Origin of the sequence: Streptomyces paradoxus (assembly GCF_014202475.1) — a bacterium.
Classification (GTDB): domain Bacteria; phylum Actinomycetota; class Actinomycetes; order Streptomycetales; family Streptomycetaceae; genus Streptomyces; species Streptomyces paradoxus.
This window is the reverse complement of record NZ_JACHGV010000001.1, coordinates 490,834-507,885: the sequence shown is the minus strand read 5'-3', so window position 1 is coordinate 507,885 and position 17,052 is coordinate 490,834. Positions and strand designations below refer to the sequence as shown.

14 protein-coding genes are annotated in these 17,052 nt (G+C 72.3%); 4 read left to right on the top strand and 10 right to left on the bottom strand.

The features are described 5' to 3' along the window. Position 1: 1 nt before the first annotated feature. Positions 2–1,066: a saccharopine dehydrogenase gene (locus tag HNR57_RS02320; protein WP_184555117.1), complete on the top strand. Its 1,065-nt coding sequence runs from the start codon at positions 2–4 to the stop codon at positions 1,064–1,066. Further along, entirely contained in the window at positions 1,056–2,213 is a 1,158-nt protein-coding gene (locus HNR57_RS02315) for a saccharopine dehydrogenase family protein (RefSeq protein ID WP_184555113.1), read from the top strand. Before HNR57_RS02320 ends, HNR57_RS02315 begins: the two co-directional genes overlap by 11 nt. Positions 2,214–2,219: 6 nt before the next feature. Here HNR57_RS02315 and HNR57_RS02310 read toward each other — a convergent pair whose 3' ends face one another. The 3 genes from HNR57_RS02310 to HNR57_RS02300 form a co-directional block, all read right to left on the bottom strand. Next, entirely contained in the window at positions 2,220–3,449 is a 1,230-nt protein-coding gene (locus HNR57_RS02310; protein ID WP_184555110.1) for a serine hydrolase domain-containing protein, read from the bottom strand. A gap of 177 nt (positions 3,450–3,626) precedes the next feature. After that, on the bottom strand, positions 3,627–4,985 hold the full coding sequence (locus tag HNR57_RS02305; protein WP_184555107.1) for an MFS transporter: 1,359 nt from the start codon (positions 4,983–4,985) through the stop codon (positions 3,627–3,629). A 159-nt stretch (positions 4,986–5,144) separates the two neighbouring features. After that, complete coding sequence (locus HNR57_RS02300; protein WP_184555104.1) at positions 5,145–5,810, bottom strand: TetR/AcrR family transcriptional regulator; 666 nt, start codon at positions 5,808–5,810, stop codon at positions 5,145–5,147. A 143-nt stretch (positions 5,811–5,953) separates the two neighbouring features. On the opposite strand from HNR57_RS02300, the gene HNR57_RS02295 reads away from it, so the two are divergent. Then, positions 5,954–6,829, top strand: a complete 876-nt coding sequence (locus tag HNR57_RS02295; protein WP_184555102.1) for a shikimate dehydrogenase — start codon at positions 5,954–5,956, stop codon at positions 6,827–6,829. A 15-nt stretch (positions 6,830–6,844) separates the two neighbouring features. Then, entirely contained in the window at positions 6,845–8,641 is a 1,797-nt protein-coding gene (locus tag HNR57_RS02290) for a bifunctional sugar phosphate isomerase/epimerase/4-hydroxyphenylpyruvate dioxygenase family protein (RefSeq protein WP_184555099.1), read from the top strand. On the opposite strand, the gene HNR57_RS02285 is transcribed toward HNR57_RS02290, so the two are convergent. From HNR57_RS02285 to tal, 7 genes are read right to left on the bottom strand one after another with little or no spacing between them, the layout of a single operon-like run. Further along, on the bottom strand, positions 8,628–10,094 hold the full coding sequence (locus HNR57_RS02285; protein ID WP_184555095.1) for a membrane-associated oxidoreductase: 1,467 nt from the start codon (positions 10,092–10,094) through the stop codon (positions 8,628–8,630). The genes HNR57_RS02290 and HNR57_RS02285 overlap by 14 nt on opposite strands. A 59-nt stretch (positions 10,095–10,153) precedes the next feature. Next, a complete protein-coding gene (locus tag HNR57_RS02280) occupies positions 10,154–10,741 on the bottom strand; it encodes a histidine phosphatase family protein (RefSeq protein ID WP_184555091.1) in 588 nt (195 codons plus the stop codon). Between the two features lie 3 nt (positions 10,742–10,744). Beyond that, complete coding sequence (gene gnd, locus HNR57_RS02275; protein WP_184555087.1) at positions 10,745–11,629, bottom strand: phosphogluconate dehydrogenase (NAD(+)-dependent, decarboxylating); 885 nt, start codon at positions 11,627–11,629, stop codon at positions 10,745–10,747. A gap of 1 nt (position 11,630) precedes the next feature. Then, positions 11,631–13,295: a glucose-6-phosphate isomerase gene (gene pgi, locus HNR57_RS02270; RefSeq protein ID WP_184555084.1), complete on the bottom strand. Its 1,665-nt coding sequence runs from the start codon at positions 13,293–13,295 to the stop codon at positions 11,631–11,633. Continuing rightward, positions 13,288–14,223 (bottom strand): glucose-6-phosphate dehydrogenase assembly protein OpcA, encoded by a 936-nt coding sequence (gene opcA, locus HNR57_RS02265; protein WP_184555081.1) that lies wholly within the window; start codon positions 14,221–14,223, stop codon positions 13,288–13,290. Before opcA ends, pgi begins: the two co-directional genes overlap by 8 nt. Further along, positions 14,220–15,908, bottom strand: a complete 1,689-nt coding sequence (gene zwf / locus HNR57_RS02260; RefSeq protein ID WP_184555078.1) for a glucose-6-phosphate dehydrogenase — start codon at positions 15,906–15,908, stop codon at positions 14,220–14,222. Before zwf ends, opcA begins: the two co-directional genes overlap by 4 nt. After that, entirely contained in the window at positions 15,905–17,050 is a 1,146-nt protein-coding gene (gene tal, locus HNR57_RS02255) for a transaldolase (protein WP_184555075.1), read from the bottom strand. Before tal ends, zwf begins: the two co-directional genes overlap by 4 nt. Positions 17,051–17,052 lie beyond the last annotated feature (2 nt).

Sequence of the window (17,052 nt, the reverse complement as noted above, 5' to 3'; positions counted from 1 at the left end):
TATGACCGAGCTCCATCTGTGGCTGCGCCACGAGGCCCGAACGACCGAGCGACGCACTCCGATCGTGCCCGACGACGCCCGGCGGCTCGTCGGGAACGGAGTGGTACTGACCGTCGAGGAGTCCCCGCAGCGGATCTTCCCGATCGAGGAGTACGAGGCGGCCGGCTGCCGGGTCGCCCGCGCGGGCTCCTGGGCGACGGCGGCGCCGCGGGACGCCGTCGTGCTCGGCCTGAAGGAACTGCCCGGGGAACCCTCCGGACTGACGCACCGGCACATCTTCTTCGGCCACGCCTACAAAGGGCAGCCGGGAGCGGCGGAGCTGCTGGGCCGGTTCGCCGCCGGGGGCGGGGCGCTGTTCGACCTGGAGTACCTGGTGGACGACAGCGGGCGGCGCCTCGCGGCCTTCGGCTTCTGGGCGGGCTATCTCGGCGCCGCCCTGGCCGTGCTCCGGCACCGGGGGCGGCTGCGGGCCCCGCTGACGCCGACCACCAAGGAGGAACTGGACGCGACGCTGGAACCCGCCGCCCACGACGCCGGGTTCACCGGCCTCGTCATCGGCGCCCTGGGCCGCAGCGGCCGGGGCGCCCGCGCGGCCTTCGCCACCGCCGGCGTCGACCCGACCTGCTGGGACCTCGCCGAGACCCGGGACCTGGACCGCCCCGCGCTGCTGGGGCACGACGTGATGGTGAACGCGGTGCTCGCCACCACCCCCGTCCCGCCCTTCCTCCGCGAGCAGGACCTCGACACCCCCGGCCGCCGCCTGCGCACCCTGTGCGACGTGACCTGCGACGTCGGTTCCCCGCTCAACGTCCTTCCGGTGTACGACGAGACCACCGACTGGGACGAGCCGGTCCGCCGGCTGTGCGACGAGCCGCCGCTCGACCTCATCGCCATCGACAACCTGCCCTCCCTGCTGCCCCGGGAGTCCAGCGCCGACTTCTCGGCCGCCCTGCTGCCCCACCTGCTCGACTTCGGTGTCTCCGGGGCCTGGGGGCGCTGCCTGGAGCGGTTCCGTGAAGCGTCCCGTGCACACGGCCTCGACAAGGGGGAGCCCCATGGCGAATGAACCGGCGGCGGCGAGCGGCACCGTCCACTGGATCGGCGCCGGACTGTCCACGGGCAGCGGTCTCGCCGCGCTGTGCGGCACCGCCGGGCGCGTCCGGCTCTGGCACCGCACCGAGGCCCGTGCCGCGGACGCCCTCGGCCGGCTGGGCCTCACCGGGCGGGCCGAGCCCCGCGCGTACACGCTGCCCGCGCTCGCCTCCGAACTCGCGCCGGGCGACGTCGTCGTGTCGATGCTGCCCGCGCCGGAGCACGCCCCGCTGCTCGCCGAGTGCGTACGGCGGGGAGCGCACTTCGCGTGCTCCAGCTATGTGTCGGACGCCGTGCTGGAGCAGGTGCCCGACGCGGTGAAGGCCGGGCTCGTCGTCCTCACCGAGGCCGGGCTCGACCCGGGCATCGACCACCTGTTCGCCCACGACCTGGTCGCCCGGGCCCGTGAGGCGATCGGCGACGAGGTGCCCGCCTCGTACACCCTCACGTCGTACTGCGGCGGAGTCCCCGCCGTCCCCAACGACTTCACGTACCGCTTCAGCTGGGCACCCGCGGGTGTCCTGGGCGCCCTGCGCTCCCCGGCCCGTTACATCGAGGGCGGTGCGCAGACGGTCGCCGAGCGACCCTGGGAGGCGACCCGGCGGCATGTCGTCGAGGGGGAGACCTTCGAGGTGTATCCCAACCGCGACAGCGTCCCGTTCGTCGCGCAGTACGGGCTGCCGGACGCCTGGACGGCGCGGACGTTCGTGCGCGGCACCCTGCGTCTGGAGGGCTGGCTGCGCGCCTGGGACGGCGTCTTCGAGGAGCTCAAGACCGGCGACGACGGGCGCATCGCCGCCCTCGCCGGGGAACTGGCCGCCGCCTACCCCACCACGGAGGACGACCACGACCGGGTCGTCCTCGCCGTGTCGCTGGACGTGCGCGCCGAGTCGGGGCGGTCGTGGAAGGGCGGTTACCTCCTCGACCTGGTGGGCGACGCCGAGGAGAGCGCGATGGCCCGCTGCGTCTCGCGGACCCTCGCGCTGGGCGTCCGGCACGTCCTGGACGGCTCCCTGCCTCCGGGCCTGAACCGCGCAGCCGAGACGGCCACCCGCTCCGGGCAGTGGCTGCGGGAACTCGCCGGGGAAGGCGTGGAGTTCACGCTGCGCGTCGATCAGTAGCGGGCATCAGTCCGACAGGGCCTCGTGGACCAGCCGCTTCAGGTCCTTGAAGACCGTGTGGGAGGTCCTGGGCCGCACCTGCGTCATGAACTGCACCGTCAGGTCGCGGCCCGGGTCCACCCAGAACGTCGTCGTGGCCACGCCGCTCCAGCCGAAGGCGCCGAGCCCGGACGGCACCGGGGTGCGGGACGGGTCGATCACCACGGAGCAGTTGAGGCCGAAGCCGAGCCCCTCGTTGCCGGGCTCGTCGTGGGCGGGGCGGCTGCCGAAGGCGCGCAGGTCGGCGCCGCCGGGCAGGTGGTTGCGGGTCATGAGCTCCACGGTCCGCGGGGCGAGCAGCCGCACACCGTCGAGTTCGCCCCGGCGGCGCAGCAACTCCATGAAGCGGTGGTAGTCATGGGCCGAGCACACCATGCCGCCGCTGCCCGACAGGAACCGCGGTCGGCCGTGCAGCGGGAGCCCCGGGACCGGCTCGATGCCGCCGCCCTCCTTCTCCCCGTACATCTCGGACAGCCGGGTCGCCTGTGCCGGCGTGACGTGGAAGCCCGCGTCCGTCATGCCGAGCGGCCCGAAGATCCGCTCGGCGCAGAACACGTCCAGCGGCTGCCCGGAGACGACCTCGATGATCCGGCCCAGGACGTTGCTCGCCACCGAGTAGTTCCACTCGGTGCCCGGCTCGAACTGCAGCGGCAGGCTCGCGTACACCTCGATGGTCTCGGCCAGGTCCGCGCCCGGCGGCACCGACGACTCCAGGCCGGCCGCGCGGTACAGGGCGTCGACGGGGTGGGAGTGGTAGAAGCCGAAGGTCAGACCCGAGGTGTGGGTCATCAGATGCCGGACGAGTATCGGGCCTTCTGCCGGGCGGGTCTCGACGTCCGCCCCGGAGCCGCCGACGTAGACCCGGGGGTCGGCGAAGGCGGGCAGGTGGCCGGCGACCGGGTCGTCCAGCGAGAGCCGGCCCTCCTCCACCAGCAGCAGCGCGGCGACCGCGGTGACCGGCTTCGTCATGGAGTAGACCCGCCAGAGCGTGTCGGGCTCGACCGGGAGCCCGGCCGCGATGTCGCGCAGGCCGTGCGTCGTCAGATGGGCGACGCGGCCGGCCCGGGCGACGGAGACGAGGAACCCGGGCAGACGCCCGTCGCCGACCAGCCGGGCGAAGTGCCGGTCCAGACGGCCCAGCACCTGCGGATCCAGCCCGGCCTCGCCCGGATCGACCTCTTGTCGCAGCTGTGCCATGGCTCTTCTCCCGTCTCGCTGGTCGAGATGAGATCCGGCATACCCCGCCCGGGCCGCCTCAGACCCCCATCGTGGTGCAGGAAGGGTTCGTGATCGGGCGAGAACACTCAAGGGGCGCGGGGAACTGCGCGACCAGCCCCCACGCACCCGCACCTGTACAGGCACCCGCACCCGCCCCTACGCCGTCACTTTCTCCGGCCGCGCGACCCCGGGTTCGGCGCGTTCCCCCAACGCCTCCGTCGGAACCCGGTGGGTCTCCCGCGCAGACACCGCCGCGATCACCGGCGGCACGCACAGCGCCGCGGTGAACAAGGCGACCGCCGACCAGTCGTCACCGCCCGGCCCCGCTATCTGCGCCGCGAACGTCACCGCGAACCCGGCCGCCGCGAAACCGATCTGCGTGCCAACGGCCACACCGGACAGCCGGACCCGGGTCGCGAACATCTCGCCGTAGAAAGCGGGCCACACACCGTTCGCGGCGCTGTAGACCACGCCGAAGCAGAGGATGCCCGTCAGGAACGTCAGCGGGTAGGAGCCCGTGGAGACCGCCCACAGGTACAGGAACATCGTCACCGAGCTGCCGGCCGCGCCGATCAGGAACACCGGGCGGCGCCCGATCCGGTCGGACAGCGTCGCCCACAGCGGGATCGCGGCGAGCGCGACGACATTGGCCAGGGCGCCCACCCACAGCATGGCCGTACGCGACATGCCGACCGCGTCGCTCGTGGCGTACGCCAGCGCCCACACCGTGAAGATCGTGCTGACCGAGGCGACCAGCGCAGCCGCGATCACCCGCAGCACGTCCGCCCAGTGCTCGCGGAGCAGGACCACGAGCGGCATCCTGGCCACACCCTCCGCCGCGGCCTGCCGGGCGAAGGCCGGTGTCTCGTCCAGTTTGCGGCGGATGACCCAGCCGACGACGGCGACCGCGACGCTCAGCCAGAACGGCAGCCGCCAGCCCCACGACAGCAACTGGTCCTCGGGCATCGCGGCGACCGGGATGAACACCAGTGTGGCGAGCAGCTGGCCGCCCTGGGTGCCGCTGAGGGTGAAGCTGGTGAAGAAGCCGCGCCGGCCCGGTGGCGCGTGTTCCAGCGTCATGGAGTTGGCGCTGGCCTGCTCACCGGCCGCCGAGATGCCCTGCAGCACCCGGCACAGCACCAGCAGCACGGGGGCGAGGCCGCCGACCTGGTCCCGGGTCGGCAGACAGCCGATGAGGAACGTCGACAGGCCCATCAGCATCAGCGTGAAGACCATGATCTTCTTGCGGCCGGCCCGGTCGCCGAAGTGCCCGAGCACCAGTGCGCCGACCGGGCGGGCGGCGTACGCGACACCGAACGTGGCCAGCGACAGCAGGGTCGCCGTGGCCGGGTCGGACTCGTCGAAGAACACCTCCGGGAAGATCAGCGCGGCGGCGCTGCCGTAGATGAAGAAGTCGTAGTACTCCAGGGCACTGCCGATCCAGGCGGCGGTCGCGGCTTTCCTGGGCTGACCGGGCGGGGCGGCGGACCCTGAGGGCATGGCGGGGACGGACACGGCGGCTCCTTGGCGGACTCCACCCTGGGCGGAGTGAGAACGGTGGGCAGAAGGGGGACGAGCCGGATCGCGGCTAATTAACCCACTGGGTAGTTAGTAGGGATGGCCGAGATGCTGCGCCCGAGCGCCGCCGGTGTCAAGGGGTCGCGCTCCGGGCGTTCAGTCCGCCGTCCGCTCCGCCGTCAGGTACGCGATCACCATGTCGCCCAGCATGGCGCGGTAGTGCGCGCGCTGCCCCCGGTCGAGCAGGTCGCGGCCGAACAGCGCGCCGAAGGTGTGCCGGTTGGAGACCCGGAAGAAGCAGAACGAGGAGATCATCGCGTGCAGGTCGACGGCGTCGACGTCGGCCGTGAACAGCCCCGACTCCTGGCCCGACGCCAGGATCCGGCGGATCACGTCCAGGGCGGGGGAGCCCATCTTCCCGAGCTTCTCGGAGCCGGCGATGTGCTGTGCCCCGTGGATGTTCTCGATGCTGACCAGGCGGATGAAGTCGGGGTGCTGCTCGTGGTGGTCGAAGGTCAGCTCGGCCAGGCGCCGGATGGCCGCCACCGGGTCCAGGTGATCGACGTCGAGCTGCTGCTCGGCCTGCCGGATCACGCCGTACGCGCGCTCCAGCACGGCCGTGAACAGCTGCTCCTTGCCGCCGAAGTAGTAGTAGATCATCCGCTTGGTGGTGCGGGTGCGGGCGGCGATCTCGTCCACCCGGGCCCCGTCGTAGCCGGCCCGCGCGAACTCCTGCGTGGCGACATCGAGGATCTCGGCCCGGGTGCGGGCCGCGTCACGGATGCGCTCGCCAGGCCGTGCCGGTTCTTCGACGCTGGTCATCAGGTTCCTTAGGGCGGAGGGGCCGGTGCCGGTGATTCTAGAAGCAGGGGCCCGTCCGGCCGTGGGGGTCTTCCCGGGCTCGTCCCCGGCTGATATAGCTAACGTACTGGTTCGTACATTAGTGAGCCGCTCGGGAGGCGCGCGTGCCCAGCAGGTCGTATCTCGTCGGGCTGATCGGTTCCGGCATCGGCCCGTCGCTCAGTCCGGCGCTGCACGAGCGGGAGGCCGGTCGGCAGGGCCTGCGCCTGGTCTACCGGCTGATCGACATCGACACCCTCGGGGTGCCGCCCGAGGCGGTGGGCGATCTGCTGCGGGCCGCCCGCGACCTGGGCTTCGACGGACTCAACATCACACACCCCTGCAAGCAGCTCGTCATCGATCACCTGGACGCGCTCGCCCCGCAGGCCGAGGCGCTGGGCGCGGTCAACACCGTCGTCTTCGAGGACGGCCGCGCGGTCGGCCACAACACGGACGTCACCGGCTTCGCCGCCTCCTTCGCACGCGGGCTGCCCGACGCGCCACTGGAACGGGTCGTGCAACTGGGCGCCGGTGGCGCGGGCGCCGCCGTCGCCCATGCGACGCTCACCCTCGGCGCCGAGCGTGTCACCGTCGTCGACGCCCTGCCCGAGCGGGCCGCCGCCCTGGCCGGTTCGCTGAACCGCGCCTTCGGGGAGGGACGCGCGGCCGCCGCGCCCCCGGACCGGCAGGCCGAGCTGCTGGCGCACGCCGACGGCATCGTCCACGCCACGCCCACCGGCATGGCGGCCCACCCCGGTCTGCCCCTGCCCGCCGAGCTGCTCCACTCCGGTCTGTGGGTCGCCGAGGTGGTCTACCGGCCCCTGGAGACCGAGCTGCTGCGCACCGCCCGGGCCCTGGGCTGCGCCACCCTCGACGGCGGGGGCATGGCCGCCTTCCAGGCCGCCGACGCGTTCCGCCTCTTCACCGGCCGGGAACCCGACGCCGCGCGGATGCTGGCGGACCTGACCGGACTGGCCGGGGCCGTCGGGGCTTCGAACTAGAGAGAGGTACCGACGTTGCGTACGTCCATCGCCACCGTCTCCCTCAGCGGCTCCCTCACCGAGAAACTCGACGCCGCCGCCCGGGCCGGCTTCGACGGGGTGGAGATCTTCGAGAACGACCTGCTGGCCAGCCCCCTCACCCCCGAGGACGTCCGCGCCCGTTGCGCCGACCTCGGTCTGCGGATCGACCTCTACCAGCCGATGCGGGACATCGAGGCCGTCCCCGAGGCCGAGTTCGCCCGCAACCTGCGGCGGGCCCGGCACAAGTTCGAGCTGATGCGCCGGCTCGGCGCCGACACGGTCCTGGTCTGCTCCAGCGTCTCCCCGCAGGCGGTGGACGACGACGCCCTCGCCGCCGAGCAGCTGAGCCGGCTCGCCGACGCGGCCCGGGAATCCGGTGTCCGGGTGGCCTACGAGGCCCTCGCCTGGGGGCGCCACGTCAGCACCTACGACCACGCCTGGCGCATCGTCGAGGCGGCCGGGCACCCGGCGCTCGGCACCTGCCTGGACAGTTTCCACATCCTCTCCCGCGGCACCGGCACCGACGGCATCGCGGACATCCCCGGCGAGAAGATCTTCTTCCTCCAGCTCGCCGACGCCCCGCTGCTCGCCATGGACGTGCTCCAGTGGAGCCGCCACTACCGCTGTTTCCCCGGCCAGGGCGGTTTCGACGTCGCGGGACTGGTGCGGCGCGTGCTGGCCACCGGCTACGACGGCCCGCTGTCGCTGGAGGTCTTCAACGACGTGTTCCGGCAGGCCGAGGCCGGACCGACCGCCGTCGACGCCCGGCGCTCCCTGCTGCTCCTCCAGGAGGAGCTGGGCGAGGTGCCCCTGCCGGGCCCCGTCGTCCCCACCGGTGTCGCCTTCGCCGAACTGGTCACGCCCGACGCCGAGCCCCTCGCCGCGCTGCTCGGCGCCCTCGGCTTCACCCGCACCGCACGCCACCGGGGCAAGCCCGTCGCCCTGTGGGAGCAGGGCGACGCCCGGATCCTGGTCAACACCGGGCCGGCCGTCCGCCGGGACGGCACCCGGCTCGCCGCGATCGGCCTGGAGTCACCGGACCCGGCCACGGCGGCCCGGCGCGCCGAGGCGCTGCTCGCGCCCGTACTGCCGCGCCGCCGGTCACCCGGGGACGCCCCGCTGGACGCGGTCGCCGCCCCCGACGGCACGGAGCTGTTCTTCTGCGCCGCCGGACGCCCGGAACGGCCCGGCTGGCGGGCCGACTTCGAGGACACGGGCCGGCCGCCCGGGCAGGCGGGCGTCCAGTGCATCGACCACCTCGCCCTCACCCAGCCCTGGCACCACTTCGACGAGGCGGCCCTCTTCCACCGCGGGGTGCTCGGTCTGCACGCCCAGGGCAGCGTGGACGTCGCCGACCCCTACGGACTGCTGCGCAGCCGCGCCGTCACCAGCCCCGGCGGCAGCGTCCGGATCGCCCTCACCGTCGGCGCCGCCCCCACGGACGACACCGTCCACGCCCAGCACATCGCCCTGGCCACCGACGACGTGGTCGCGGCGGCCCGCCGCTTCCGGGACGCGGGCGGCAGCCCGCTGCCGGTCCCGGCGAACTACTACGACGACCTCGCCGCCCGCTTCGAGTTGGCCGACGGCGAGCTGGAGACCTACCGCGACCTCGGCATCCTCTACGACCGTGACGCCCACGGCGTCTTCCGCCACTGCTACACGCGCACGGTCGGCCGGGTCTTCTTCGAACTGGTCCAGCGCGACGGCGGCTACCGGGGCTACGGCGCCGCCAACGCCCCGGTGCGGCTGGCCGCGCAGCACGCGGTGCGGGCCCTCACTGGCGGCTGACGGTCCGGGTGATGCCGGTGACGACGGTGGTGGCCAGCGTCCAGCCCGTGACGACCAGGGCGTAGGACAGCCACTGGTACCAGTCGGCGGGCGCGAACGCGCCCTCCTGCCCGAAGGAGATCACGGGCAGCAGCAGGTCGAGCGTGTAGAACACCGGGTTGAACTGCGGGGCCTCGTCCGCCTTCAGCGGCCGGGGATGATGCAGCGCGAAGGTGAGGGAGCCGATCACGAGCAGCGACAGCAGCCAGCCCGCCGCCCGCAGCGGGCGGAAGCCGTAACCGACGCTGGCGTCCTGCACATAGCCCCACAGCCGGCCGTACCAGGGCAGGGTGCCGCGGTGGCGGCGCTGCTTGGCGAGCTGGACGAGCCGGGCGGCGTGGTCGTCGCCGATCCGCCGGTAGGCGGCGGTCAACTGCTCGTAGGCGTGCGGGACATAGCCCTCGCCGTCCCGCTCCAGCATCGTCAGGCGGCGCCCGGCGGGCACGTGCGGGGTGAGCGAGGTGTAGACGAGGCCGTCGAGCAGGACCCGCTCCGGGATCACCTCCGGCTCCAGCCACAGGACGTCCACCTGGGCGCGGCGCAGGTTGAGTGTGCCCTGCAACGGGGGGCTCTCCCGCAGCCAGAGTTCCCCGATGACACAGCTGCCGGCGCGCAGCGCCGGGCCCCCGGGGTTCACCAGGCCGGCGTGCGACAGGTTGAGCCGTCCCGCGACGCGGGCGCCGCGCAGGCCGATCCAGCCGAGCACCGACGCACTGCGCAGGAGGACGTCGCCCTCCACCGTGAGCGTCTCCGCGTCGAGGGCGATCTCTCCGGTACCGGCCTCCAGCCGGGTCTCGTTGAGGTCGATCGTCCCGGCGACCGAGGCGCCGTTCAGCCGCACCTCGCCGCGTGTCCGCAGGCCCGGCGCCGACAGGCCGTCCCCGATGGTCACGTGGTTGAGCTGGAGCGCCGGCTGGCCCGGGGCCGGTTCGCCGATGTCGGCCCCGTCCAGGAACAGGGCGCCGGAGATCTGCGCGCCACCAAGCTTGACGGGCCCGTCGAAGAGGCAGTCCGACATGCGCAGGACGCCCTCCACGCGCAGGGTGGCGGCGTCCAGGCCGGGCAGGACCGAGCCGCGCAGGTTCAGCTGGCGCAGCCGCGCCGCGTACAGCACGGGCACGTCCTCGAACCAGCAGTCGCTGAGGCGCACGGCGTGGTCGATCTCGCCGTACTGGAGGTTCAGCGTCCCGGTGATCCTTGCGCCCGCCAGCCTGAGGGCGGCCGTCTCCCCGTCCTCCTGCGGGGCGTTCAGCAGCAGTGCCCGCACCACGGACGCGCGCACGGTTCGTTCGGGGCCCCAGTCCGCGCCCCGCGCCGGGTCCTCGCCGGCCGGGTCCCGGAAGTCCACGTCCTGCCCGCGCGGAAAGGCACGCCACACCCGCTCCTCGGCGGGTGTCATGTCGGTGATCTCCATCAGCCGGGACTCTGACGCGACCGGCCGGAGGCTGTCAACTCACCTCCGGCCGGGGCCGGTTACGCCCTGGTGTTCCACTCCGCGAGCACGGGCCGGCCGTGCTCGGTCGACAGCCGGCAGACCGTCCCGGTCTCCAGCCGGAACAGCCGCCCCTCCGCCGGGGACAGCCCCAGGCGCCGGGCGGTCAGCACGCGGAGGAAGTGGCCGTGCGCCACCAGCATCACATCGCCCTCGGGCAGTGCCTTCTCCGCCCGGCTCAGCACCCGGTCGGCGCGCTCGCCGACCTCCGCGGGCGACTCGCCGGGCCGGCCGTCGGGGCCGGCCGGCCCGCCGTCGGTCCACAGGTCCCAGTCGGGCCGGGTGCGGTGGATCTCCTCGGTGGTGACGCCCTCGTAGGCGCCGTAGTACCACTCGTGCAGGTCCGCGTCCCGCACGGTCCCGGTCAGGCCCGCGAGTTCGGCGGTGCGCACCGCGCGGGCGAGCGGGCTGGTAAGGACCAGCGCGAAGGTACGGTCCGCCAGGAGCGGGGCGAGGGACGTGGCCTGCTCCTCACCGCGCGGGGTGAGGGGCAGGTCGGTGAAGCTGGTGTGCTGTCCGCTCCGGCTCCACTCCGTCTCGCCGTGGCGGACCAGCAGCAGATCACCCACGTCCTACGCCTTCTTCGCGGACTCGACGGCATGGCCGCCGAACTGGTTGCGCAGCGCCGCGATCATCTTCATCTGCGGCGAGTCGTCCTGCCGGGAGGCGAACCGGGAGTAGAGGGAGGCGGTGATCGCGGGCAGCGGTACGGAGTTGTCGATCGCGGCCTCCACCGTCCAGCGTCCCTCACCGGAGTCCTGGGCGTAGCCCCGGAGCTCCTCCAGGTGCTCGTCCTCGTCCAGGGCGTCCACCGCCAGGTCGAGCAGCCAGGAGCGGATGACGGTGCCGTCCTGCCAGGAGCGGAACACCTCGCGGACGTTGTCCACCGAGTCCACGGCCTCCAGCAGCTCCCAGCCCTCGGCGTAGGCCTGCATCATGGCGTACTCGATGCCGTTGTGGACCATCTTCGCGAAGTGCCCGGCGCCCACCCTGCCCGCGTGGACGAAGCCGTACGGGCCCTCCGGCTTGAGCGCCTCGAAGATCGGCCGGAGCCGGTCGACGTACTCCTTCTCGCCGCCGACCATCAGGGCGTAGCCGTTCTTCAGGCCCCACACGCCGCCGGAGACGCCCGCGTCGACGAAGCCGATGCCGCGCTTGCTCAGCTCCTCGGCGTGCTTCTCGTCGTCCGTCCAGCGGGAGTTGCCGCCGTCGACCACCGTGTCGTAGGGCTTGAGGAGGTCCGCCAGCCGGTCGATGACGTGCTGGGTGGGTTCGCCGGCCGGGACCATGACCCAGACCGTGCGCGGCGCCTCCAGCTGGTTGACGAGGTCGGCCAGACTGGCCACGTCGGACTTCTCGGGGTTGGTGTCGTAGCCGATGACGGTGTGGCCGGCGTTGCGCAGGCGCTCGCGCATGTTGCCGCCCATCTTGCCGAGACCCACAAGACCGATCTGCATGTCAGTTCACTTCCCGAAGATTGCGGTAGGCGGCCACCAGCGCGGCCGTGGACGGGTCGAGACCGGGGACGTCAGCGCCCTCGGTCAGGGCGGGTTCGACGCGCTTGGCGAGGACCTTGCCGAGCTCCACGCCCCACTGGTCGAAGGAGTCGATGTTCCAGACGGCGCCCTGCACGAACACCTTGTGCTCGTAGAGGGCGACCAGCTGCCCGAGGACCGACGGGGTCAGCTCGGTGGCCAGGATCGTCGTGGTCGGGTGGTTGCCGCGGAAGGTGCGGTGCGGCACCTGCTCCTCGGGCACGCCCTCGGCCCGCACCTCCTCGGCGGTCTTGCCGAAGGCGAGCGCCTGCCCCTGCGCGAACAGGTTGGCCATCAGCAGGTCGTGCTGGGCCTTCAGTTCGTCGCTCAGCTCGGCGACGGGCCGGGCGAAGCCGATGAGGTCGGCCGGGATGAGCTTGGTGCCCTGGTGGATGAGCTGGTAGTAGGCGTGCTGCCCGTTGGTGCCCGGCGTGCCCCACACCACCGGCCCGGTCTGCCAGTCCACCGGGTTCCCGTCGCGGTCCACCGACTTGCCGTTGGACTCCATGTCGAGCTGCTGGAGGTAGGCGGTGAACTTGGACAGGTAGTGGCTGTAGGGCAGGACGGCGTGCGACTGGGCGTCGTGGAAGTTGCCGTACCAGATGCCCAGCAGGCCCATGAGCAGCGGGGCGTTGGCCTCGGCGGGGGCGTTGCGGAAGTGCTCGTCGACGATGCGGAAGCCGTCGAGCATCTCCCGGAAGCGGTCCGGGCCGATCGCGATCATCAGGGACAGGCCGATCGCGGAGTCGTACGAGTAGCGGCCGCCGACCCAGTCCCAGAACTCGAACATGTTGTCGACGTCGATGCCGAAGCCGGCGACCTTCTCCGCATTGGTCGACAGGGCGACGAAGTGCTTCGCCACCGCCTTTTCGTCGCCCCCGAGACCTTCCAGCAGCCAGGAGCGGGCGGACGTGGCGTTCGTGATCGTCTCGATCGTGGTGAAGGTCTTGGACGCGACGATGAACAGCGTCTCCGCCGGGTCCAGGTCGCGCACCGCCTCGTGCAGGTCGGAGCCGTCCACGTTCGACACGAAACGGAACGTCAGCTCCCGGTCGGTGAACGGCCGCAGCGCCTCGTAGGCCATCGCCGGGCCGAGGTCGGAGCCGCCGATGCCGATGTTCACGACGTTGCGGATCCGCTTGCCGGTGTGGCCGGTCCACTCGCCGGAGCGGACGCGATCGGCGAACGCGGCCATCTTGTCGAGCACCGCGTGCACGCCCGGGACGACGTCCTCGCCGTCGACCTCGATCACCGCGTCCCGCGGTGCGCGCAGCGCGGTGTGCAGCACGGCCCGGTCCTCGGTGACGTTGATCCGCTCGCCGCGGAACATGGCGTCCCGGAGCCCGAAGACGTCGGTGGCGGCGGCCAGCTCCTGCAGCAGGGCCAGCGTCTCGTCGGTGACCAGGTGCTTGGAGTAGTCGATCCGCAGGTCGCCCACGTGCACGACGTAGCGCTCGGCGCGCCCCGGGTCCGCCGCGAACAGCTCACGCAGATCCGGCTGCGGCAGGGCGTCCTTGCGGTGGTCCTCCAGGGCGGTCCACTCGGGCCGCCGGGTGAGCCGGGGGGTGTCGGAGGGGGAGTCAGACATGGGCAGGGGTCTCCTCGGTCGCCGCGCCGTTCAGGGCGATGGCGTACATCTCGTCCGCGTCGAGGCGCCGCAGCTCCTCGGCGATGAGTTCGGAGGTGGCACGGACCTTCAGCGCCAGGGTGCGCGACGGCTGGCCCGGCAGGGTCAGCGTGGCCAGCGGTCCTTCGGGGCGGTCGATGACGATCTCCCCGTGCTCCGTGCCCAGGCGCACGGCCGTCACCACCGGCCCGGCGGTGACCACGCGGTCCACCCGGACGTGCAGCCGCGCCTCCAGCCAGCGGGCCAGCAGCTCGGCGGCCGGGTTCTCGGCCTCGGCCTCCACCGCCGCCGAGGTGATCCGCGCCCGGGCCTGGTCCAGCGCCGCCGCCAGCATCGAACGCCAGGGCGTCAGCCGGGTCCAGGCGAGGTCGGTGTCACCGGGCGCGTAGGAGCGGACCCGGGCCTGAAGCGTCTCCAGGGGGTTCTCGACGGCGTAGAGGTCGGTGATCCGCCGCTGGGCCAGCGCCCCGAGCGGGTCCTTGGAGGGCACCTCGGGGGCGTCCACCGGCCACCACACCACCACCGGCGCGTCCGGCAGCAGCAGCGGCAGCACCACCGAGTCGGCGTGGTCGGACACCTCGCCGTAGGTCCGCAGGATCACCGTCTCGCCGGTGCCCGCGTCGGCGCCCACCCGGACCTCGGCGTCGAGGCGCGAGGACTGGCGGTCGCGCGGGGTGCGGGCGTGCCGCTTGATGACGACCAGGGTTCGTGAGGGGTGCTCGTGCGAGGCCTCCTCGGCCGCCTTGATCGCGTCGTAGGCGTTCTCCTCGTCCGTGACGATCACCATCGTCAGGACCATGCCCACGGCGGGCGTGCCGATGGCGCGGCGGCCCTGCACCAACGCTTTGTTGATCTTGCTTGCCGTGGTGTCGGTCAGGTCGATCTTCATGGCCTGCGCCAGCTCCGTCCGTCTCGTGCGAGCATCTCGTCGGCTTCCTCGGGTCCCCAGCTGCCCGAGGCGTACTGCGCGGGCCGGCCGTGCGTGGCCCAGTACTGCTCGATCGGGTCGAGGATCTTCCAGGACTCTTCCACTTCCTGGTGACGGGGGAACAGGTTGGCGTCGCCCAGGAGGACGTCAAGGATCAGCCGTTCGTACGCCTCGGGGCTCGACTCGGTGAAGGACTCGCCGTACGCGAAGTCCATCGTCACGTCCCGGATCTCCATCGAGGTGCCCGGCACCTTCGAGCCGAAGCGGACCGTCATGCCCTCGTCCGGCTGGACGCGGATCACGATGGCGTTGGAGCCCAGCTCCTCGGTCGCGGTGGAGTCGAAGGGGGAGTGCGGGGCCCGCTGGAAGACCACCGCGATCTCCGTCACCCGGCGGCCCAGCCGCTTGCCGGTGCGCAGGTAGAAGGGGACGCCCGCCCAGCGGCGGTTGTCCACCTGGAGCCGGACCGCGGCATAGGTGTCGGTCGTGGAGGACTGGTCGATGCCGTCCTCCTCCAGGTAGCCGCGCACCTTCGTGCCGCCCTGCCAGGCCGCCGCGTACTGCCCGCGCACGGTGCCCTGCCCCAGGTCCTGCGGCAGCCGCACGGCCTTGAGGACCTTCAGCTTCTCGGTGAGCAGCGAGGCGGCGTCGAAGGCGGCCGGTTCCTCCATCGCGGTGAGCGCCATCAGCTGGAGCAGGTGGTTCTGGATGACGTCACGGGCTGCGCCGATGCCGTCGTAGTACCCGGCCCGGCCGCCGATGCCGATGTCCTCGGCCATGGTGATCTGCACGTGGTCCACGAAGGACCGGTTCCAGATCGGCTCGAACATCTGGTTGGCGAAGCGCAGCGCCAGAAGGTTCTGGACGGTTTCCTTGCCGAGGTAGTGGTCGATGCGGAAGACCTGCTCCGGGTCGAACACGTCGTGCACGATCGCGTTGAGCTCCTCGGCCGACTTCAGGTCGTGCCCGAACGGCTTCTCGATGACCGCGCGGCGCCAGGAGCCCTCCGGGGCGCTCGCCAGCTTGTGCTTCTTCAGCTGCTGGACGACCTTCGGGAAGAACTTCGGCGGCACCGAGAGGTAGAAGGCGTAGTTGCCGCTGGTGCCCCGGGAGGCGTCCAGCTCCTCGACGGCGGAGCGCAGCTGCTTGAACGCCGTGTCGTCGTCGAAGTCACCGGGGATGAACCGCATGCCCTCGGCGAGCTGCTGCCAGACCTCCTCGCGGAACGGGGTCCTGGCGTGCTCGCGGACCGCGTCGTGCACCACCTGCGCGAAGTCCTGGTCCTCCCAGTCCCGGCGGGCGAAGCCCACCAGGGAGAAGCCCGGCGGCAGCAGGCCGCGGTTGGCCAGGTCGTACACCGCCGGCATCAGCTTCTTGCGGGACAGGTCGCCGGTGACACCGAAGATGACCAGCCCGGAGGGGCCCGCGATCCTGGGCAGCCGGCGGTCCTGCGCGTCGCGCAGCGGGTTGATGAAGTCGGCGTCGGCGTCGGCGCGGTCCGCGGACGGGACGTCCTCCGCCGTGCCGCTCACCCCGGTCTGCTCGACCCCCGCCGCCTCCTGCGCCGCCCGGGCCTCCTTGTCCTCCTTGGTCCCCTTGGTCTCCTGTTCGGCCGTCTGGGGGATGCCTTCGATGCCCTCGCTCATTCCGCGTCAACTCCCTTGCTGTCCAGGGACTTGGTGACCGCGTCCAGCAGGTCCTGCCAGGCCACCTCGAACTTGGCCACGCCCTCGTCCTCCAGTTGCCGCACCACCTCGTCGTATGCAATGCCGAGCCGTTCCACGGCCGCCAGGTCCGCGCGGGCCCGGTCGTAACCGCCGGTGACGGTGTCGCCCCGGACGTCGCCGTGGTCGGCGACGGCGTTCAGCGTGGCCTCCGGCATGGTGTTGACCGTGCCGGGGGCGACCAGTTCGTCCACGTACAGGGTGTCCTTGTAGGCGGGGTCCTTCACACCGGTGGAGGCCCAAAGGGGGCGCTGCCGGTTGGCTCCGGCGCCTTCCAGGGCCTGCCAGCGCCCCCCGTCGAAGACCTGTTCGTACGCCTCGTAGGCGAGCCGGGCGTTGGCCAGGGCCGCCCGGCCCTTCAGGGCGAGGGCCTCGTCCGTGCCCAGCAGCGTCAGCCGCTTGTCGATCTCGGAGTCCACACGGGAGACGAAGAACGACGCGACCGAGTGAATGCCCCGCACGTCCAGGCCGGCCGCCCGCGCCCGCTCCAGGCCGGCGAGGTAGGCGTCCATCACCTCGCGGTAGCGCTCCAGCGAGAAGATCAGCGTCACGTTGACACTGATACCCGCGCCGATCACCTCGGTGATCGCCGGCAGGCCCGCCTTCGTCGCCGGGATCTTGATCATCACGTTCGGGCGGTCCACCAGCCAGGCCAGCTGCCGGGCCTCGGCGACGGTCGCCGCCGTGTCGTGGGCGAGGCGCGGGTCGACCTCGATGGAGACCCGGCCGTCCCGGCCGCCACTCGCCCCGTACACCGGGCGCAGGACGTCCGCGGCGGCCCGGACGTCGGCGGTCGTCATCATCCGGACGGCCTCGTCGACGGTCACACCGCGCACCGCCAGGTCGGCGAGCTGCTCCTCGTAGCCCGCGCCGGAGCCGATGGCGGCCTGGAAGATGGACGGGTTGGTGGTGACGCCGACGACGTTCCTGGTGGCGACGAGCCCGGCCAGGTTGCCGGACTCGATCCGCCGGCGCGACAGGTCGTCGAGCCAGATGGACACGCCCTCGTCGGACAGGCGCTCCAGTGCTCCCGCGGTCGCGGTTGCTTCGGTCACAGTGATCATCT